This window comes from Bradyrhizobium sp. UFLA05-112, from assembly GCF_053572325.1.
Map to the genome: position 1 here is coordinate 1 of NZ_JBANBK010000118.1, position 19,172 is coordinate 19,172.

Here is a 19,172-nt window from a genome sequence, read left to right on the forward strand (position 1 = left end):
AGACCGTCGACGTACGCCGCAAATCGTGTCTCGCTGGTTCCCTTTCCTCGGCGACCCATCTCAGATCCTCGATCTCGAGTTGAACCTCCTTCAATATGCGATTCTCACCCAGCTTGGTCCGTGGATTTCTGACTCAGTAAGATTAAGCCCGCGTCGTTCCGCCTGCGCTGATCGGCCAGACCCAATCCCGTATCTCCGGCATGTCCTCGCCGTGCTCGCGCACGTAACGCGAATGCTTGAGCAGGGCATCGCGGAACTGCTGTTTCACATGCGCCGCTTTCGTCGCGAGCCCGGGCACACGCTCGATCGCCTCGATCGCCAGGTGATAGCGGTCGAGCTCGTTGAGCACGACCATGTCGAACGGCGTGGTCGTGGTGCCTTCCTCTTCAAAGCCGCGCACATGCATGCCGGCATGGTTGGTGCGGCTGTAGGTCAGGCGATGAATGAGATAGGGGTAGCCGTGGTAGGCGAAGATCACCGGCTTGTTGCGCGTGAACAGCGAGTCGAAATCGCGGTCGGAAAGGCCGTGCGGATGCTGTTCCTTCGGTTGCAATGTCATGAGGTCGACGACGTTGACGACGCGGATCTTTAGGTCGGGCAGCGCCTTGCGCAAGTGATCGACGGCAGCGAGCGTTTCCAATGTCGGCACGTCGCCGGCGCAGGCCATCACGACGTCGGGCTCGCGCTCGGCGCTTTCCGTGCCGGCCCAGGTCCAGATGCCGATGCCGGCATCGCAATGTGTGGCCGCATCCTGCATGCTGAGCCATTGCGGCGCGGGTTGCTTGCCTGCGACGATGACGTTGATGCGGTTGTAGGTGCGGAGGCAGTGATCGGCCACCCACAGCAGCGTGTTGGCGTCCGGCGGGAAATAAACGCGGACGATGTCCGCTTTCTTGTTGGTGACGAGATCGACGAAGCCGGGATCCTGATGGCTGAAGCCATTGTGGTCCTGGCGCCAGACATGTGAGGTCAGGAGATAATTGAGGGAGGCGATCGGCCGCCGCCATGTCAGCTCGCGCGACACCTTCAGCCATTTGGCGTGCTGGTTGAACATGGAGTCAACGATGTGGATGAAGGCCTCGTAGCAGGAGAAGAAGCCGTGGCGTCCAGTGAGCAGATAGCCTTCAAGCCAGCCCTGGCAGAGATGCTCGCTCAAAACCTCCATGACGCGGCCATCCTGGGCGAGGTGCACGTCGTAAGGTTCGGTCGGTTCCATCCATACGCGTTCGGTTGCTTCGAACACGGCGTCGAGCCGGTTCGACGCGGTCTCATCCGGACCCATGATACGGAAATTGCGCGCAACCCCGTTCAGTCTGACCACGTCGCGCAGGAACTTGCCGAGCTCGCGCGTCGCCTCCGCGACCGCCTTGCCCGGCTGCTTCACCTCGACGGCGAAGCTGCGAAAATCGGGTAGCTTCAGCTCGTGCTTCAACAGCCCGCCATTGCCGTGCGGATTGGCGCCCATGCGGCGGTCGCCGGTCGGAGCGAGCGCCTGCAACTCGGGAACAAGCGTGCCGTTGTGGTCGAACAGCTCCTCCGGCGCATAGCTCTTCATCCAGCCTTCGAGCACTTTCAGATGCGCGGGATTTTCGCGGCAATTGGCGACTGGCACCTGATGGGCGCGCCAGAAACCCTCGACTTTCAGCCCGTCGACCTCCTTGGGACCGGTCCAGCCCTTCGGTGAGCGCAGCACGATCATCGGCCAGCGCGGCCGCTCGATCGTCGTCTGTGCCTCGCGCGCGTGCTGCTGGATGGAGCGGATGCTGGCGAGAGCCACGTCAAGCGCATCGGCCATGATCCGGTGCATCGTTTTGGGATCGTCGCCCTCGACGAACAGCGGCTCGTGGCCCAGCCCACGGAAGAGATGGCGGATCTCCTCGTCGCGCATCCGTCCGAGCACGGTGGGGTTGGCGATCTTGTAGCCGTTGAGATGCAGGATCGGCAGCACCGCGCCGTCATGCGCGGGATTGACGAACTTGTTGGAATGCCAGGACGCGGCGAGCGGTCCTGTCTCGGCTTCGCCGTCGCCGACGACGCAGGCGACGATCAGGTCGGGATTGTCGAACGCGGCGCCATAGGCATGCACCAGCGCGTAGCCGAGCTCGCCGCCTTCGTGAATCGAACCCGGCGTCTCCGGCGCCGCGTGACTTGGAATGCCACCGGGGAAGGAGAACTGCCTGAACAGCTTGCGCAATCCGTCCGCATCGCGCCCGATGTCCGGATAGATTTCGCTATAGCTGCCTTCGAGATAAGTGTTGGCGACCATGCCCGGGCCGCCATGGCCGGGGCCGCAGATATAGAGCACGCTGAGATCAAGCGTGCGGATCGCTCGGTTGAGATGGGCATAAATGAAGTTCAGCCCGGGCGTCGTACCCCAATGGCCGAGCAGGCGCGGCTTGATGTGCTCGGGGCGGAGCGGCTCACGCAGCAGCGGATTGTCTAAAAGGTAGATTTGCCCGACGGATAAGTAGTTCGCGGCGCGCCAGTAGCGATCGAGCAGGTCGAGATCGCCTGTGCTGGCGCGCGCTTGTTGTTGGCTCGTCATGATGAGCTGACCTTGTTGCGGCGACCGTCACCAACCCGGTTCCAGTGCGATCGATCCCGTTTGTACTGGCGGCATCAAACGGCAATGCGGCCGGCAACCCTTGCGCGAGGTCAAAATTCGGTGCGGGAAGTTTGGGCGGTTACTTTGCATGGGGTTGTTTTACGGTTTTTACGTTTGTGTTCTTGATTTGTTCCGTTTGGATGCTATCTTGCCTGCATGAGTCGAGCATCCTCTCATGCCCTCAGGCACCCGCCGGTCACGGCGCCCTCCGAGCCGGCGGGTGCGCCTTCCGCGTTTCCTGAACTTGCGGTCGCGATCGACCGGGAGCGCAGGCGCGGACGGGGCGCCCAGTCCAACGCCAGCGGCCGCTATGAGGCCGAGGCGCGCGTCGCCTTCGATGACGGTTGGCAGAGCCTGGAGGAGCTGCCGCCGTTCAAGACCACGGTGGCGGTCGACACCTCACGCAAGGTGATCACACGCAACGACTCGCCCGACATCGGCTTTGACCGTTCCATCAATCCCTACCGCGGCTGCGAGCACGGCTGCGTCTACTGCTTCGCGCGGCCGACCCACGCCTATCTCGGCCTCTCGCCAGGGCTCGACTTCGAGTCGAAGCTGTTCGCCAAGCCCGAGGCGCCGGCGCTCCTGGAGAAGGAACTCGCCGCGACCGGCTACGAGCCGCGGATGATCGCGATCGGCACCAACACCGATCCGTATCAGCCGATCGAGCGCGAGCGAAACATCATGCGCGGCATTCTCGAGGTGCTTGAGCGTGCGGGCCATCCCGTCGGCATCGTGACGAAATCGGCGCTGGTGACGCGCGACATCGACATCCTGTCGCGCATGGCCAAGCGGAACCTCGCCAAGGTCGCGATCTCGGTCACCACACTCGATCCGAAGCTGGCGCGCACCATGGAACCGCGCGCCTCGACGCCGCCCAAGCGCCTGGAGGCGCTCAAGCAGCTTGGCGAGGCCGGTATCCCGACCACCGTGATGGTCGCGCCTGTGATCCCCGCGCTGAACGACTCCGAGATCGAGCGCATCCTCGATGCGGCCGCGCATGCCGGCGTCAAGGAGGCTTCCTACGTGCTGCTGCGGCTGCCGCTCGAGGTGCGCGACCTGTTCCGCGAATGGCTGATGGCGAACTATCCCGACCGCTATCGCCACGTCTTCACCCTGATCCGCGACATGCGCGGCGGCCGCGACTACGACTCGAAATGGGGCGAGCGGATGAAGGGCACGGGTCCCATGGCCTGGACCATCGGCCGCCGCTTCGAAATCGCCTGCGAACGCCTCGGCTTGAACAAGCGCCGCTCCAAGCTCAGCACGGATCACTTCGCCAAGCCCAAGCGCGGCGGCGAGCAGCTCAGCTTGTTCTGAGGTAAGGCGGGCCTGAATAGCGGGAATATCCGAGGTTCCCGGTTGCGCTGGCTGGACCTGCGTGCGCACGATCCCGACCATGATTCGGGACAAATCAGCCAGCAAGCCGGCAAAGGACGCCGCGAAGAAAGAGCCCAAAGCGGCCGCGAAGGAGCCCAAGGGAGCGGCCAAGGCCGCGAAGGGCGTCATCGCGATCGCGCCGCCGAGCTTTCGCCGCGAGCGCGCGCTGATCAAGCGCGGCATTTGGCCGGTCGCCGGCTGCGACGAGGCGGGGCGGGGGCCGCTGGCTGGCCCAGTGGTTGCGGCCGCCGTCATTCTCGACCCGAACCGGATCCCGCGCGGCATCGACGATTCCAAGCGCCTGACGGCCGAGGAGCGCGAAAGGCTGTTCGACAAGATCTGCGCAACCGCGCAGGTCTCGGTCGCCGTCGCCTCGCCCGCGCGCATCGACCGCGATAATATATTGCGCGCCTCGCTCTGGGCGCTGAAGCGCGCGGTGGTGGCGCTGCCCGAGGCGGCTCGTCATGTCTTCGTCGACGGCCGCGACAAGCTTGATACGGCCTGCGAATGCGAGGCGGTGATCGGCGGGGACGGCCTGGTGCTCTCGATCGCGGCCGCCTCGATTGTCGCCAAAGTCACGCGCGACCGGCTGATGTGCGCGCTGGCGGGTGATTGTCCGGGCTACGGTTTCGAGCAGCACAAGGGCTACGCGGTGCCAGAGCACCTGAATGCGTTGGATCGCCTCGGTCCATCCATCCACCACCGCAGCTTCTTCGCGCCCGTGGTCGCCGCGCGCGAGAAGCACATGCCCTGGACGGTCGAACCGAAACGCGACCTGTTCACGGCCGTGGATGATGCGGTTGTGCAGGTCGAGGCAGAGGTGCAGGTCGACGTTTCGGCCAATCTCTAGCAGCGGGTTTTCACCTCTATCCGTAAGAACAGGGAGAGGGAGAGGAGTTGGTTGCCACGGCGCGCAGCGCGCTTTATCAAACATGGACGCGCCGGCTTGGACGGGTTGGCTGCATCATTTCGGACCTTGCATGCGGTTTACCTCCCTGGTCATCGAGCTGATCCGCGCACGGCCGCGGCTGGTGGTGTGGATCGTGGTGCTGCTCCAGGCCGCGATGTGGCTGTTCGTGGCGCTGGTCTTATACCGCAGCCCGCCCGGCAATCTCGCCACGCTCCTCGCCTTCGGCCGCGAATATCAGGTCGGCACCGGGCTCGGGCCGCCGCTCGCGTTCTGGCTCGGCGACATCGCCTACCGCGCCGCCGGCAACCACATGATCGGCGTCTATGTGCTGGCCGAGCTCTGCGAGATCGCGACCTTCATTGCGCTCTATCATCTGGCGCGCGCCGTGGTCGGCACCCAGCAGGCGGTGCTCGCCGTGCTCTTAACCATGACCGTGCTGGCGTTCTCCTCGTCCGCGCTCGACTTCGGTCCGATGGTGCTGGCGCGACCGCTCTGGGCGCTGCTCCTCTTGCACTCCTGGCAAGTCGTCGGCCAGCGCCGCGGCAATGCCTGGTTCGCCTGGTCGATCGCTTCCGGGCTGCTGCTGCTGACGACGCCGGCTGCCATCGGCCTGTTGTTGCTGCTCGTCATCTTCGCGGTCGCGACCGAAGGCGGTCGCAAAACGCTGCGCGCACTCGATCCGGTCTATGCGCTCGTCGTCGTTGCCGTGCTGGTGCTGCCTTATGCGATCTGGCTGCTGCGTGCCGAGACGCTGTCCATGCCGGCCTTGCCGCAGGTTGAGGATTTGAAGGCAAGCGCGATCAACACGGCCTGGCTGTTCGGCGGCCTCGTGCTCGGCGCGGTGGCAATCCCGGTGTTGACCTTTCTCAACACGACTTGGTTCGCCGGCAAGAGTGAGGACGCCCCGATCATCTACCGGCCGTCGGTCGAGCCGCTGGGGCGTCACTTCGTCTACTTCTTTGCGCTGGCTCCCGGGCTTGGCACCGTGTTGATCTCCGGTCTGTTCGGGCTCGATAGCGTGGCGGGCGGGGCAGGCCTCGTACTGCTGATGTCGGGCCTTGCCGTAATCGTCGCCGCCGGCGATCTGATCGCGATGCGCCGTGCCCGCGTGCTGCGCACGGTGTGGGCGGCTGCCGTCGCCGCGCCCGCCGCGGGCATCGTGCTGGCGGTTCTCCTGATGCCGTGGATCGGGACCAGCGAGATCACGACCTCGATGCCGGCGCGTGCGATCTCGGACTTCTTCGACGACAGCTTTGCCCGCCGCACCAACCAGCGTCTGCGCGCCGTCGCCGGCGAGACGCAGCTTGCCAGCCTGATCGCGCTGCATTCCGGCCGGCCGCATCTCCTCATCGACGCTGAGCCGCAGCGTACGCCCTGGTTCACGCCGGCCAGGTTCAGCGAGACCGGCGGCGTCGTGGTCTGGCGCGCCTCCGACACCGCCGGCACCCCGCCGCCGGAGATTGCAAAACGCTTCCCCGGCATCGTGCCCGAAGTGCCGCGCGCCTTCGAATGGCTGGTGAACGGCCGCCAGCCGCTGCTGCGCATCGGCTGGGCCATCGTGCGCCCCAAGGGGACTTAGTTCGGACATCGTAGGGTGGGCAAAGCGAAGCGTGTCCACCGCTTTTGTTCATGTGCGGAGAGATGGTGGGCACGGCGCAAGAGCGCCTTTGTCCACCCTACAAGAGCTATCCCGCCAGCACCTTCGCGATCGCGCGCAGATCCTGCCAGGCCAGCCGCTTGTAGGACGGAGAGCGCAGCAGATAGGCCGGATGGAATGTCGGCAGCGCGCGGATGACGCGCGCGCCTGTGTCGTAGTCGAACCAGCGGCCGCGCGTGCGCATGATGCCCTCACGCGTTGAAAGCAGCGTCTGCGTCGAGGGATTGCCGAGCGTCACCAGCACGTCGGGATTCACGAGCTCGATCTGGCGCTGGATGAAGGGCAGGCAGGTCTGCGTCTCCTGCGGCGTCGGCGTGCGGTTGCCCGGCGGCCGCCACGGGATGACGTTGGCGATATAGGCCTTGCTGCGATCGAGTCCGATCGCGCCGATCATACGGTCGAGCAGCTTTCCCGAGCGCCCGACGAAGGGCAGTCCTTCGATGTCCTCATCACGACCCGGCGCCTCGCCGACGAACATGATGCGCGCTTCCGGGTTGCCGTCGGCGAACACCAGCCGCGTCGCAGTGTTCTTCAAAGCGCAGCCGTCGAAATTCTGCATCAGCTCGCGCAGTGCCTCCAGCGTTGGTGCGGTCCGCGCCGCCTCGCGCGCTGAGGCGATCGCAACGTCAGGTGCGGGCGCGGCCTCGCCGCGCGTCACCGCAGGCGCTGCAACGGGGCGTGGCGCCTCGACCGGCTGAACCGCGCGCGCGACCGGGGGCGGCGCTTCCGGTTCGGCGAGCCGATCGATCGGTTCCTCGGCAAGCGCGCAGTCGACGCCCGCCTCCAGATAGAAGGCCAGCAGTTCGCGGACGGTGGGGGCGGGTTCGCTGATCATGGCAACTTATGACATTTAGGTCAGTTTAGGGGGCCTTGCATCCCAGCGAAACGCATTTCCGAGGTTGTCCTGCCCGGAAAAATCGGAAACAAGGGGGCGCAAACGACCAGGGACCGTCTCAAGGGCTGAGATCAGATGAGCACCGAAGAACTTCCTCCGCGCGAATCCATGGAATTCGACGTCGTCATCGTCGGCGCCGGTCCCTCGGGTCTTTCGGCCGCGATCCGGCTGAAGCAGCTCAACGCCGACCTCAACATCGTCGTGGTGGAGAAGGGCTCGGAAGTCGGCGCGCATATTCTCTCGGGTGCGGTGATCGATCCCGCCGGCCTCGACAAGCTTATTCCCGACTGGCGGAATGATCCCGACTGCTCGCTGAAGACAGAGGTCAAGGACGACCGCTTCTACTGGATGACGGCGGGCGGCGCGATCAAGGTGCCGAATTTCCTGATGCCGCCGCTGATGAACAATCATCATTGCTATATTGGCTCGCTCGGCAATGTCTGTCGCTGGCTGGCGCGGAAAGCCGAAGCGCTCGGCGTCGAAATCTATCCGGGCTTTGCAGCCGCCGAAGTGCTCTACGACGAGAACGGTACGGTGAAGGGTATCGCCACCGGAGACATGGGCATCGGCAGGGACGGCAAGCCGAAGGATTCCTTTACCCGCGGCATGGAATTGCTCGGCAAGTACACGCTGTTCGCCGAGGGCGCCCGCGGCTCTCTCTCCAAGCAGCTCATTGCCAAGTTCGCGCTGGACGCGAGCAGCGAGCCGGGGAAATTCGGCATCGGCCTGAAGGAAGTCTGGCAGATCGATCCGGCCAAGCACCAGAAGGGGATGATCCAGCATTCCTTCGGCTGGCCGCTCGATATGAAGACCGGCGGCGGCTCGTTCCTCTACCACTACGACGACAATCTCGTGGCCGTCGGCTTCGTCGTGCATCTCAACTACGACGATCCGTATCTGTCGCCGTTCGACGAGTTCCAGCGCTTCAAGACCCATCCCTCGATCCGCGGCACGTTCGAAGGCGGCAAGCGGCTCGCCTATGGCGCGCGCGCCATCACGGAGGGCGGCTACCAATCGGTGCCGAAGCTCAGCTTCCCTGGCGGCGCGCTGATCGGCTGTGCGGCAGGTTTCGTCAACGTGCCGCGCATCAAGGGCGTCCACAACGCGATGGGCTCGGGCATGCTCGCCGCCGAGCATGTCGCCGCCGCGCTCGCGGCCGGCCGTGCCAATGACGAACTCGCCGAATATGAGAACGCGTGGCGCTCATCCTCGGTCGGCAAGGACCTGTTCCTGGTGCGCAACGTCAAGCCGCTATGGTCGAAGTTCGGCACCGTGCTCGGTGTCGCGCTCGGCGGCTTCGACATGTGGTGCAACACACTGTTCGGTGTCTCGCTGTTCGGCACGCAGTCACACGCCAAGCCCGACCGCGCCACGCTCGATCCTGCGAAAAGCCATGCACCGAAAAACTATCCGAAGCCGGACGGCAAGATCTCCTTCGACAAGCTGTCGTCGGTGTTCCTGTCCAACACCAACCATGAAGAGGACCAGCCGGTTCACCTGAAGGTTGCGGACATGGACCTCCAGAAGACCTCGGAGCACGACGTCTTTGCCGGCCCCTCGAACCGTTACTGCCCGGCCGGCGTCTATGAATGGGTGGAGGAGGGCGCGGCTCCGCGCTTCCAGATCAACGCCCAGAATTGCGTTCACTGCAAAACCTGCGACGTGAAGGATCCGAACGGCAACATCACCTGGGTTCCGCCGGAGGGCGGCGGTGGGCCAAACTACGAGGCCATGTAGGATTCGGGCAAACTGCCGCACGATTGCGTGAGGGCAGTGACCGGAGACACGGTCCGTGGCCACGATAAGGCCATAGTAAAAGCGTCTTGGGCAGGATCTTGGGGCGGACAGGACCGGTAGGGGCGAGCGCCGAATCGGCTTCCGAAAACCCCGCCGAATCCTTGCGATTGGACGCCAAAAGCGGCATTGTTCCCCGCCACGACGGTTCCGGGTCCCGATGCCACCGGTCGCGTTTGCAAGCGAGACGACCCCGACTTTCCAAACTTAAGGCGAGCCCTGATGTTTTCAAATCGTTTCAACCGCTGGACTGCTGCTGCCATCGCCCTTGCCGGTTCTGCGATCGTGGCGGTCCCTGGCGCGGTCTTGGCGCAGACGCCGGATCATCCGGCCGACACGGCGGTGCAGTTTCCGACCCGGAATGATTTGAAGTCGCTCACCGGCGCGGGCAGCTATCTCGCCGCGCGCCACGCCAGCGTCGAACGCGACGCCTCGTCCGCGGCCGCCTTCTACCGCTCGGCGCTGCGTACCGATCCCAAGAACAACGAGCTGCTCGACCGCGCCTTCATCTCCTCCGTCGCGGATGGCGACATCGACGAAGCCGTCAAGCTCGCCGAGCGCATCCTGACGATCGACAAGTCGAACCGCGTCGCGCGCCTCGTGGTCGGCGTGCACGATCTGAAGCTGAAGAAATATGCGACCGCGCAGAGCAACATCAACCAGTCGATCCGCGGGCCGATCACCGATCTGGTCGCGACGCTGTTGTCCGGCTGGGCTGCTTATGGCGCGGGCGACTCGAAGGCTGCCGTCGCCAGCATCGACAAGCTGACGGGCCCGGAATGGTATCCGCTGTTCAAGGACCTCCATGCTGGCCTGATCCTCGAGCTCGCCGGCAAGGAGAAGGACGCCGGAACCCGTTTCGAGCGCGCCTACAAGCTCGACGATTCCATGCTGCGCATCACCGAAGCCTATGCGCGCTGGCTGTCGCGCAACAAGGATGCGGCCGCCGCGACCACCGTCTACGAGGCCTTCGACAAGAAGCTCGCCCGTCATCCGCTGATCCAGGAAGGCCTGCGCGAGACCCGCGCCGGCAAGAAGATGCCTCCGCTGATCGATTCCGCGCAAGGCGGTGCGGCCGAAGCGCTTTACGGCATCGGCGCCACGCTGACCCGCCGCGGCGGCGAGGATCTTGCGCTGGTCTATCTCCAGCTTGCGCTCTATCTCCAGCCGAGCCATCCGCTCGCGCTGCTGTCGCTCGCCGATCTCTATGAATCGGTGAAGCGGCCGCAGATGGCGATCAAGGTCTATGAGCGCGTGCCGGCGAACTCGCCGTTGAAGCGCAACGCGCAGATCCAGCTCGCGGTCGATCTCGACTCCGCCGACAAGACCGACGAGGCGATCAAGATCCTCAAATCCGTGGTCCTGGAAGATCCGAAGGATCTCGAAGCCATCATGGCGCTCGGCAATATCGAGCGCGGCCGCAAGAAGTTCGGTGATTGCGGCGCGACCTATTCGCAAGGCGTCGAGGTGCTGCCGGCCGGCGCCGACAAATCCAACAGCGTCTGGTACTACTACCGCGGCATCTGCGAGGAGCGCTCAAAGCAGTGGGGCAAGGCGGAAGCCGACATGAAGAAAGCGCTCGAGCTCCAGCCCGACCAGCCGCATGTCCTCAACTATCTCGGCTATTCCTGGATCGATCAGGGCGTCAATCTCGATGACGGCATGAAGATGATCAAGCGCGCCGTCGAGCAGCGGCCTGACGACGGCTACATCGTCGACTCGCTCGGCTGGGCCTATTACCGCATCGGCAATTACGAGGAGGCGGTGAAGAACCTCGAGCGTGCGATCGACCTGAAGCCCGAGGATCCCACCATCAACGACCATCTCGGCGACGCCTACTGGCGCATCGGCCGCACGCTGGAAGCCAAATTCCAGTGGTCGCATGCGCGGGATCTGAAGCCCGAGCCGGACGACCTGCCGAAGATCGAGGCCAAGATTGCCAATGGTCTGACCGACGACAATTCGAATTCTTCGGCCGCGCAGGCCGAGAAGAAGAAGGACGACGGCAAGGGCGGTTGATCCAAAAAGGGGCAGGGGTTGGTCGCCGATGTCGGCGTTGATTGAAGAAGGACGGGCGAAGGTCAATTTGAGCCTTCGCGTCGTCGGTCGTCGCACCGACGGCTATCATGATCTCGAAAGCGTGGTCGCATTCGCCGATTGCGCCGATCGTCTCACGCTCGAGCCCGGAAGTGAGCTGAAGCTCACCACCACGGGCCCGTTGGCGGCAGCCTGTGGCGACACCGCCGACAATCTCGTGCTCAAGGCGTCAAGGCTTCTCGCCGAAGCCGTGCCGAACCTGAAGCTCGGTGCCTTCGCGCTCGACAAGGTGCTGCCCGTTGCAGCCGGTATCGGTGGCGGCTCTGCGGATGCTGCGGCCGCCTTGCGGCTGCTTGCGCGCCTCAACAATCTGTCGCTCGATGATCCCCGCTTGCAGGAGGTCGCGCTTGCGACCGGCGCCGACGTGCCGGTGTGCCTGCTCTCGCGCGCCTGCGACATGACCGGCGTCGGCGAGCAACTCCTGCCGCTGATGCTGCCGAGCATGCCCAGTGTGATGGTGAATCCCCGCGTGCCGGTGGCGACCAAGGACGTGTTCCAGGCGCTGGGCCTGCGCAACGGCGAGCTTCTGGTCGGCGCCACCGACGTCCTTGAAGCGCCGGCCTGGCCGGAGGGGGGTGCCTCGACCACAGACTGGGTCGACGTCCTCTCGACCGTTGCCAACGATCTCGAAGCCCCCGCAATGCGCATCGAGCCCGTGATCGGCGAGGTGCTGGACGCCTTGCGCGCCTGTGCTGGTGTCAAGCTCGCCCGCATGTCGGGTTCGGGCGCGACCTGCTTTGCGATCTTCGGCGACGCGGCACACGCTCACGCCGCAGCCGAAACGATTCGCCGTGATCACTCCGGCTGGTGGGTGCATGCGGGGACGTTGAGCTAGCTGCTTGCAATGACGTGGATGTAGCCGGGTGCCGAGCACTCGACTACCGTGGGGAAGGCGCGACAGCGCCGTGCCCACCCACCATGCATCGACGTCGCGTAGTAGAAGTGGTGGGCACGCTTCGCTTTGCCCACCCTACAGCAGATGAGCTAGCCTGCGCCTTCCTCTGTCACGCCTAAAAACCGCTTGATCGCACCTAACACCTCTTGCGGCCGGTCGTGATGCAGCCAGTGTCCGGCGCCGCTGATCGTCTCGATGCGCGCTTTCTGGAAATAATTCTCGAGGCCTGCCGCCTTGGAGCCGGCGAGGAAGCTTTCGTCGGCATTGAGGAGCAGCGTTGGACAGGCGATGCGAGCCCACAGCGCGACGTGATCATCTGGCCATAGCCGCTGCGGCGCAGTCACGCGCTGGTAGGGATCGAACTTCCAGCGATAGGTGCCATCGTCGTTTTGGCGCACCCCGTGCGTTGCGAGGTGCAGCGCCAGCTCGCGCGACAGGCGTTTGTTGTAGGTTCTCATCTGCGCCGCAGCGTCCTCGATCGTGCGATAGGAGCGGGGGGCGCGGTCGTGCAATTTGTCGAGCTGACCGACCCATTTGGTGATGCGTTCGGGCGTGGGGGCCCCTTGCGCATCCGGCAAGACCGTCACGCCGTCGAGAACCACCAGCGCGGATACCTGCTCCGGAAACGATCCCGAATAGATCAGGCTCACCATCCCGCCCATCGAATGGCCGATGAGGATCACCTGTTGCGCGGCGATGGCGCGGACGAGCTGGGCCAGATCGTACACATACTCGGTCAGCGCGTAGCTGCCGCCTTTGGTCCAGTCGGAATCGCCGTGCCCGCGAAGGTCGGGCGCGAGCACGTGAAAATGCGGCTGCAACGCGCGGGCGATGACGTCCCAGCTGCGGCAATGGTCGCGCCCGCCATGGACCAGGATGACGACTGGCGCGCCTTCGTTGCCCCAGTCGGCATAATGCAGCCGCAGGCCGTGAGACTCGTAGAAGCGACTTTTTGGGGCGAGCACCATGCCACGGCCCTGCGGTGCGCTAGCTCTGCACGGGCCGCCTCGCCAGCGCGAGCGAGAGGCCGAGACCTGCGATGAAGATGCCGGAGCCCTGGGTGAGGCGCTGCATGAGACGCGGCCGACCGATCAATTGCGCGCGGGTGAGGGAGGCCATCAGCACGACAACGACATCGGCGAGCGTATTTAGCGTCACCGAGATCGCGCCGAGCAGGATGAACTGCAGCGTGGGGCTGGCGGCGGACGGATCGAGAAACTGCGGTATGAAGGCCAGGAAGAACGCCGCAGTCTTCGGATTCAGAGCCTCTACCAGCACGCCGTCGCGGAAGGCGCGCTTGTCGCCGACGGGCTCACGCTCCAGCGATTGAAGCTGGCCCGCGCTGCGAACCGTCCGGATGCCGAGCCAGACGAGGTACATCGCGCCGCCGAACTTCACGGCGGCGAAGAGCTCGGCGCTCGCAAGGATGATGGCGGAGATGCCGAGGCTGCCCGCAACCACGTGGACCATGCCGCCGAGCGCCGTGCCGGCAGTCGAGACAAATCCGCTCGCACGCCCTTCCGACAAGCTCCGTGCCGCGACGTAGAAGATGCCGGGACCGGGAACGAGTGCAATGACGAGGGCGGCAGCGAGGAACAGCCAGAAATTCGTGTCGATCATTTGCGCGGAGACCGGTAGAGCATGATCCGGAAAAGTGTGGAGCGGTTTTCCGAAAAGATCATGCTCGAACAATGACCTAAAGCGCGATGACGATTCATCCCAATTTCATCGCGCTTTAGTGAGACCGTGCGAGGCAGAACGCCACGACCTGCTCCAGCGCGCTCTTCATCGGCGAGGACGGGAACAGCGCCAGCGCATCCACAGCCATGGCGCCGTAATGCTGGGCGCGGCTCAGCGTGTCCTCGAGCGCACGGTGCTTGTTCATCAGCCCGATGGCGTGATCGAGATCGGTGTCCCCAATCTCACCGCGCTCCAGCGCCCTTATCCAGAAGGCGCGCTCGGTGTCATTGCCGCGGCGGAAGGCGAGCACCACCGGCAGTGTGATCTTGCCTTCGCGGAAATCGTCGCCGGTATTCTTGCCGAGCTTGGCGCTCTTGCCGCCATAGTCGAGCACGTCATCCACGAGCTGGAAGGCGATGCCGAGATTCATGCCGACCGAGCGGCAAGCGGTCTGCTCGGCCTTCGGGCGGTTGGCGAGCACCGGCCCAACCTCGCAGGCGGCCGCGAACAATTCTGCGGTCTTGGCGCGGATCACGGCGAGATATTCGTCCTCGGTGGTCGCGGTGTTCTTGGCGGCCGCGAGCTGCATCACCTCGCCCTCGGCGATCGTCGCGGCTGCTGCCGAGAGGATGTCGAGCGCCCGCAACGAGCCGACCTCGACCATCATGCGGAAGGCTTGTCCGAGCAGGAAGTCGCCGACCAGCACGCTGGCCTCGTTGCCCCAGAGCATGCGTGCCGACAGCTTGCCACGGCGCATCTCGCTCTCGTCGACGACGTCGTCGTGCAGCAGGGTTGCGGTATGCATGAACTCGACGGAAGCAGCGAGCTTGATATGGCCGTCGCCCGTGTAGCCGGCGAGGTTGGCCATGGCGAGGGTGAGCATCGGCCGCAGGCGCTTACCGCCGGAGGAAATCAGGTGGTTGGCGACCTCCGGGATCATCGTCACCTCGGAGCCGGTCCGCGACAGGATGGTCGCATTGACCCGTTCCATGTCGGGAGCGACGAGGGCAACCAGCTCTTCGATCGACGCGCCGGGAGTTTCGAAAGGTACGATTACGGCCACGCCGGTCTCCAATATTTGCCCGGGAAGGGCTATTCTGATCCAAAGACAATAGAAACTGCGGACGGACGCGGCAAGTGCCGCGGAACCATTGACATTTCCGCCCACCCCGCGTCAGGCAGGAGGCTCGTTTTGCGCGAACTGGTTCGGACCAACGACATGGTGCTGGTGTCGGCGATAGGCGCGTTGCTCGACGGCGCCAATATCCACCATTTGGTGCTGGACCAGAACATGAGCATCATCGAGGGCTCGCTCGGCATCCTGCCGCGGCGGATCCTGGTCCATGAGGACGACGCCAGCGCGGCGCGGCAGCTCCTCACCGAAGCCGGCCTGAGCCACGAATTGCGCGGCGATGACTGAGCTCGCCCCGAACGTCGATGATGTCACCGAGGACGCGTTCCTGGACGGGCAATTGCGGCTGATGCAGAAGCGGTCCGGTCACCGCGCCGGTCACGATGCGATCCTGCTGGCCGCGGCGACCGCGGCCAAGGCCGGCAACCGCGTCGTCGATTTCGGCGCCGGCATCGGTGCGGCGGGGCTGGCGCTGGCGCGGCGCGTCCCCGGGGTCAGCCTGATGCTGGTCGAGATCGATCCGGAGCTTGGCAGCCTCGCGCGCGCCAACGCGGCCGCGAATGCGATTGAAGCCGAGGCGATCGTCCTCGACGTCACGGCCGGTTCGGAGAGCTTCGCGGCAAACGGCCTTTGGCCTGACAGCGTTGACGTCGTCCTGATGAATCCGCCCTTTAACGATGCCGTGCGCCATCGCGGCTCTCCGGACCAGGCGCGTCACGTTGCCCATGTGGCGACCACGGAGACGCTGCATGCCTGGGTGCATGCAGCGCGGCGCATTCTCAAATCAGGTGGCGCGCTGACCTTGATCTGGCGCGCAGATGGGATAGCAGACGTACTGACAGCGCTGTCACGCGGCTTCGGAAGCCTCTCGGTATTGCCGGTTCATGGCGACGCGGGGAAGCCTGCGATCCGTGTGCTGGTCCGCGCCATCAAAGGCAGCAGGGCGCCGACGCGCATCCTGCCGGGCCTGATGCTCAACGAAGAGTCAGGCGTGCCTAAAAAAGAGTTACGGGACGTACTTTCGGGGAGGGCGGTGCTGCCGCTGGCGGCGGCTTGAAAATCTACTGGGGAAGCGAGTTCGACTGCTGGTCCTGCGCTGTGGTGAAGCGAATCGCCGTGAACAGCGCACCCATCAGCATCATCAGCAGATAAATCTTCATGTCGTTCTCCGCTGCCTCATTGCAGCCTCCTTACGGAGACTTTGCAAAACACGTTCCAGGCACTTCCAATGACAGTCGCGTGATAAGAAATGGTAAAGACGAGGTAACGGCATGGCCGAACAATTGAACGATCCCAACACGTCCGGCCTGATCGACAAGTTCGTGGAGTATCTTCCGGCGCGCTTTCGCCCTGGCGCTGCGGTCGTGCCGGTGGTGCGGCTCTCCGGGGTGATCGGCGCGGTAACGCCGCTGCGGCCGGGCATGACGCTCGCAGGCATCGCGCGGGTGCTGGAGCGCGCCTTCTCATTCCGCAACGCCAAGGCGGTGGCGCTCGTCATCAACTCGCCGGGCGGTTCGCCGGTGCAGTCGCGCCAGATCTATCTGCGCATCAAGCAGCTTGCGGCCGAGAAGAAGCTTAAGGTCTTGGTGTTCGTCGAGGACGTCGCGGCGTCCGGCGGCTACATGATCGCCTGCGCGGGCGACGAGATCTTCTGCGATCCCTCCTCGATCCTCGGCTCCATTGGCGTGGTCGGCGGCAGCTTCGGCTTCCAGGAGGCGATCAAGCGGCTCGGCATCGAGCGGCGGCTCTATACCGCCGGCGAGCACAAGGCGATGCTCGATCCATTCCTGCCCGAAAACCCTGATGACGTGGCGCGGCTGAAGAAGCTTCAGCGCGAGATCCACGCGATCTTCATTACGCTCGTGAAGGAGAGCCGGGGCGCGCGCCTGAAGGGCGGCGAGGACACCCTGTTCACCGGCGAATATTGGGCGGGCGACACTGCGATCTCGCTGGGCCTTGCCGACGGGATCGGCGACCTCCGCTCAACTCTTCGTGCCCGCTATGGCGAGAAGGTTCTCACCCCCGTGATCGCCCAGCCGACCGGGCTGCTGTCCGGTCTGTTTGGCCGCAAATCACCCGGCGCAGGCCAGCTTTCGGCCCTGGAAGGGATGGCTGGGCTGCCGGAGGAGCTGATTTCGGCGCTGGAAACGCGGGCGATTTGGGCAAAATTCGGGTTCTAGCAGGAGCCGGCCCGCGCCATTTGGTCCGAACCAAGCCAATTGCGGCGCGGGCTCGTCTGCGCGAGAATGCGCGTGGGGGCTGAGCATTGAACAAGGATCGACCGATGCCGCCGTTCGTTGCATTCGCGGGCGTCCTGGGCGGGCTAGCCGTGGTCCGCTGGGCCTACAAGACCGCAGTCCGGATCAACCAGGAACTGGAGGAGATGCGCCTGTCGCGCGTCGCTGAAGCCGCGCGCATGGGGGAAATCCAGACGCTGAAGCGCGACCCGGTCACCGGGGCGTATCGCCCGGGGTAGCTGCGCTGCCGTAGGGTGGGCAAAGCGAAGCCGTGCCCACCACTTCTGATGCGGTTAACGAAAGATGGTGGGCACGGCGCAAGAGCGCCTTAGCCCACCCTACTGCATCGTCGCGGGATGATGGGCTGTTTGCCCCAATCCGCCCTTTGCCTTGATTCCCACCGCCGCCGTCGATACGGTCCCGCGCGATTCAACCCCCCGCGAAAGCCTGACCTGACGATGGACGCTTCCTTGCCCGCCCATATGCGCCCGGACCGCTCGTTCCAGGGCCTGATCCTGGCGCTGCAACGCTATTGGGCGGATTACGGCTGCGTGATCCTCCAGCCCTACGACATGGAGGTCGGCGCCGGCACCTTCCACCCTGCGACCACCCTGCGCGCGCTCGGCCCGAAACCGTGGAATGCCGCCTATGTGCAGCCCTCGCGCCGGCCGAAGGACGGGCGCTACGGTGAGAACCCGAACCGGCTCCAGCACTATTACCAGTTCCAGGTGATCCTCAAGCCGTCGCCGCCGGACCTTCAGGAGCTGTACCTGAAGTCGCTCGCCGCGATCGGCATCGATTCCACCGTGCACGACATCCGCTTCGTCGAGGACGACTGGGAGAGCCCGACGCTGGGCGCGTGGGGGCTGGGGTGGGAATGCTGGTGCGACGGCATGGAAGTGTCGCAGTTCACCTACTTCCAGCAGGTTGCCGGCGTCGAATGCGCGCCGGTCGCGGGCGAACTCACCTACGGGCTCGAGCGGCTTGCCTGCTACCTGCAGGGCGTCGATCGCATCATGGACCTCAACTTCAACGGCCGCGAAGGTGACCAGAAGGTCACTTATAGGGACGTCTTCTTTCAGGCCGAGCAGGAATATTCGCGGCACAATTTCGAATATGCCGACACCGCGATGCTGTTCGAGCAGTTCAAGATGGCGGAAGAAGCCTGCAGGAAATATCTCGCGGCCGGCTGGCGTGAAGCCAGCAACCGCAGGGAGCACCTGATGGCGCTGCCGGCCTATGACCAGTGCATCAAGGCGAGCCACGTCTTCAATCTGCTCGATGCACGCGGCGTCATCTCGGTCACGGAGCGGCAGAGTTACATTTTCCGGGTGCGCGAGCTTGCAAAGGCCTGCGGCGAGGCCTGGGTGCACACCGAAGCGGGCGGAGTGGCCTGATGCCCGATTTGCTGCTGGAGCTGTTCTCCGAGGAAATCCCTGCGCGCATGCAGGCCAAGGCGGCCGACGACCTGCGCCGCATGGTCACCGACAAGCTCGTGGCCGAAGGCCTCGTCTACGAAGGCGCCAAGGCGTTTGCGACCCCGCGCCGCCTCGCGCTCACCGTGCACGGCATCCCCACGCGCCAGCCTGATCTGAAGGAAGAGCGCCGTGGTCCGCGCGTCGGCGGACCTGAGCCCGCGATCCAGGGATTCTTGAAAGCCACGGGCCTTGCCTCGCTGAGCGAGGCGAAGATCCAGAGCGACAAGAAGGGCGACTTCTACATCGCGCTGATCGAGAAGCCAGGCCGCGCGGCGATCGACGTGATCGCCGAGATCCTCCCCGTCATCATCCGCACCTTCCCCTGGCCGAAGTCGATGCGCTGGGGCGCGCGCTCGGCCAAGTCGGGTTCGCTGAGCTGGGTGCGTCCGCTGCACGCGATCACCGCGACCTT

At 64.7% G+C, this 19,172-nt stretch carries 17 protein-coding genes; 12 read left to right on the plus strand and 5 right to left on the minus strand.

Annotated elements, in window-relative coordinates; all coding sequences use genetic code 11:
- Positions 1 to 142: 142 nt before the first annotated feature.
- Complete coding sequence (locus SO180_RS38550; RefSeq protein ID WP_449384019.1) at positions 143 to 2,545, minus strand: phosphoketolase family protein; 2,403 nt, start codon at positions 2,543 to 2,545, stop codon at positions 143 to 145.
- Between the two features lie 216 nt (positions 2,546 to 2,761).
- On the opposite strand from SO180_RS38550, the gene SO180_RS38555 reads away from it, so the two are divergent.
- The 3 genes from SO180_RS38555 (at position 2,762) to SO180_RS38565 (ending at position 6,474) form a co-directional block, all read left to right on the plus strand.
- Positions 2,762 to 3,925, plus strand: coding sequence for a PA0069 family radical SAM protein (locus SO180_RS38555; protein WP_449384020.1), 1,164 nt, complete (start codon positions 2,762 to 2,764; stop codon positions 3,923 to 3,925).
- A 79-nt stretch (positions 3,926 to 4,004) separates the two neighbouring features.
- Positions 4,005 to 4,835 (plus strand): ribonuclease HII, encoded by an 831-nt coding sequence (locus SO180_RS38560; RefSeq protein WP_449384021.1) that lies wholly within the window; start codon positions 4,005 to 4,007, stop codon positions 4,833 to 4,835.
- Positions 4,836 to 4,965: 130 nt separating this feature from the next.
- Positions 4,966 to 6,474, plus strand: a complete 1,509-nt coding sequence (locus tag SO180_RS38565; protein ID WP_449384022.1) for a glycosyltransferase family 39 protein — start codon at positions 4,966 to 4,968, stop codon at positions 6,472 to 6,474.
- A 106-nt stretch (positions 6,475 to 6,580) separates the two neighbouring features.
- Here SO180_RS38565 and SO180_RS38570 read toward each other — a convergent pair whose 3' ends face one another.
- Positions 6,581 to 7,387, minus strand: a complete 807-nt coding sequence (locus SO180_RS38570) for a uracil-DNA glycosylase (protein WP_449384023.1) — start codon at positions 7,385 to 7,387, stop codon at positions 6,581 to 6,583.
- A gap of 135 nt (positions 7,388 to 7,522) precedes the next feature.
- On the opposite strand from SO180_RS38570, the gene SO180_RS38575 reads away from it, so the two are divergent.
- The 3 genes from SO180_RS38575 (at position 7,523) to SO180_RS38585 (ending at position 12,173) form a co-directional block, all read left to right on the plus strand.
- Positions 7,523 to 9,184 (plus strand): electron transfer flavoprotein-ubiquinone oxidoreductase, encoded by a 1,662-nt coding sequence (locus SO180_RS38575; protein ID WP_449384024.1) that lies wholly within the window; start codon positions 7,523 to 7,525, stop codon positions 9,182 to 9,184.
- Positions 9,185 to 9,463: 279 nt separating this feature from the next.
- Positions 9,464 to 11,260 carry a tetratricopeptide repeat protein gene (locus tag SO180_RS38580; protein ID WP_449384025.1) on the plus strand — a complete coding sequence of 599 codons (1,797 nt, stop codon included), beginning with the start codon at positions 9,464 to 9,466 and terminating at the stop codon, positions 11,258 to 11,260.
- A 28-nt stretch (positions 11,261 to 11,288) separates the two neighbouring features.
- Positions 11,289 to 12,173 carry a 4-(cytidine 5'-diphospho)-2-C-methyl-D-erythritol kinase gene (locus tag SO180_RS38585; RefSeq protein ID WP_449384026.1) on the plus strand — a complete coding sequence of 295 codons (885 nt, stop codon included), beginning with the start codon at positions 11,289 to 11,291 and terminating at the stop codon, positions 12,171 to 12,173.
- A gap of 149 nt (positions 12,174 to 12,322) precedes the next feature.
- Here the strand turns inward: SO180_RS38585 and SO180_RS38590 are convergent, their stop codons facing one another.
- The 3 genes from SO180_RS38590 to SO180_RS38600 form a co-directional block, all read right to left on the minus strand.
- Positions 12,323 to 13,201, minus strand: a complete 879-nt coding sequence (locus tag SO180_RS38590; RefSeq protein WP_449384027.1) for an alpha/beta fold hydrolase — start codon at positions 13,199 to 13,201, stop codon at positions 12,323 to 12,325.
- 19 nt (positions 13,202 to 13,220) lie between these two features.
- Complete coding sequence (locus SO180_RS38595; protein ID WP_449384028.1) at positions 13,221 to 13,853, minus strand: LysE family translocator; 633 nt, start codon at positions 13,851 to 13,853, stop codon at positions 13,221 to 13,223.
- A gap of 115 nt (positions 13,854 to 13,968) precedes the next feature.
- Positions 13,969 to 14,976, minus strand: a complete 1,008-nt coding sequence (locus SO180_RS38600) for a polyprenyl synthetase family protein (RefSeq protein WP_449384029.1) — start codon at positions 14,974 to 14,976, stop codon at positions 13,969 to 13,971.
- 129 nt (positions 14,977 to 15,105) lie between these two features.
- Between SO180_RS38600 and SO180_RS38605 the strand changes: the two genes are divergently transcribed.
- From SO180_RS38605 to SO180_RS38630, 6 genes are all read left to right on the plus strand, one after another.
- Positions 15,106 to 15,333, plus strand: coding sequence for a putative signal transducing protein (locus tag SO180_RS38605; RefSeq protein ID WP_449384030.1), 228 nt, complete (start codon positions 15,106 to 15,108; stop codon positions 15,331 to 15,333).
- A complete protein-coding gene (locus SO180_RS38610) occupies positions 15,326 to 16,102 on the plus strand; it encodes a tRNA1(Val) (adenine(37)-N6)-methyltransferase (RefSeq protein ID WP_449384031.1) in 777 nt (258 codons plus the stop codon). The genes SO180_RS38605 and SO180_RS38610 overlap by 8 nt, the downstream gene beginning before the upstream one ends.
- A gap of 214 nt (positions 16,103 to 16,316) precedes the next feature.
- Positions 16,317 to 17,225 carry a S49 family peptidase gene (locus tag SO180_RS38615; RefSeq protein ID WP_449384032.1) on the plus strand — a complete coding sequence of 303 codons (909 nt, stop codon included), beginning with the start codon at positions 16,317 to 16,319 and terminating at the stop codon, positions 17,223 to 17,225.
- 104 nt (positions 17,226 to 17,329) lie between these two features.
- Entirely contained in the window at positions 17,330 to 17,521 is a 192-nt protein-coding gene (locus tag SO180_RS38620; protein WP_027524294.1) for a hypothetical protein, read from the plus strand.
- A gap of 219 nt (positions 17,522 to 17,740) precedes the next feature.
- On the plus strand, positions 17,741 to 18,679 hold the full coding sequence (locus tag SO180_RS38625) for a glycine--tRNA ligase subunit alpha (protein WP_449384033.1): 939 nt from the start codon (positions 17,741 to 17,743) through the stop codon (positions 18,677 to 18,679).
- A partial coding sequence (locus tag SO180_RS38630; protein WP_449384034.1) for a glycine--tRNA ligase subunit beta occupies positions 18,679 to 19,172 on the plus strand: 494 nt, incomplete at its 3' end. The genes SO180_RS38625 and SO180_RS38630, both read left to right, overlap by 1 nt.

What these genes read in the sequence shown, in the direction of transcription:
- SO180_RS38550 (WP_449384019.1), bottom strand. Translation starts at nt 2,545, where the DNA reads ATGACGAGCCAACAACAAGCGCGCGCCAGCACAGGCGATCTCGACCTG.
- SO180_RS38555 (WP_449384020.1), top strand. Translation starts at nt 2,762, where the DNA reads ATGAGTCGAGCATCCTCTCATGCCCTCAGGCACCCGCCGGTCACGGCG.
- SO180_RS38560 (WP_449384021.1), top strand. Translation starts at nt 4,005, where the DNA reads ATGATTCGGGACAAATCAGCCAGCAAGCCGGCAAAGGACGCCGCGAAG.
- SO180_RS38565 (WP_449384022.1), top strand. Translation starts at nt 4,966, where the DNA reads ATGCGGTTTACCTCCCTGGTCATCGAGCTGATCCGCGCACGGCCGCGG.
- SO180_RS38570 (WP_449384023.1), bottom strand. Translation starts at nt 7,387, where the DNA reads ATGATCAGCGAACCCGCCCCCACCGTCCGCGAACTGCTGGCCTTCTAT.
- SO180_RS38575 (WP_449384024.1), top strand. Translation starts at nt 7,523, where the DNA reads ATGAGCACCGAAGAACTTCCTCCGCGCGAATCCATGGAATTCGACGTC.
- SO180_RS38580 (WP_449384025.1), top strand. Translation starts at nt 9,464, where the DNA reads ATGTTTTCAAATCGTTTCAACCGCTGGACTGCTGCTGCCATCGCCCTT.
- SO180_RS38585 (WP_449384026.1), top strand. Translation starts at nt 11,289, where the DNA reads ATGTCGGCGTTGATTGAAGAAGGACGGGCGAAGGTCAATTTGAGCCTT.
- SO180_RS38590 (WP_449384027.1), bottom strand. Translation starts at nt 13,201, where the DNA reads ATGGTGCTCGCCCCAAAAAGTCGCTTCTACGAGTCTCACGGCCTGCGG.
- SO180_RS38595 (WP_449384028.1), bottom strand. Translation starts at nt 13,853, where the DNA reads ATGATCGACACGAATTTCTGGCTGTTCCTCGCTGCCGCCCTCGTCATT.
- SO180_RS38610 (WP_449384031.1), top strand. Translation starts at nt 15,326, where the DNA reads ATGACTGAGCTCGCCCCGAACGTCGATGATGTCACCGAGGACGCGTTC.
- SO180_RS38615 (WP_449384032.1), top strand. Translation starts at nt 16,317, where the DNA reads ATGGCCGAACAATTGAACGATCCCAACACGTCCGGCCTGATCGACAAG.
- SO180_RS38620 (WP_027524294.1), top strand. Translation starts at nt 17,330, where the DNA reads ATGCCGCCGTTCGTTGCATTCGCGGGCGTCCTGGGCGGGCTAGCCGTG.
- SO180_RS38625 (WP_449384033.1), top strand. Translation starts at nt 17,741, where the DNA reads ATGGACGCTTCCTTGCCCGCCCATATGCGCCCGGACCGCTCGTTCCAG.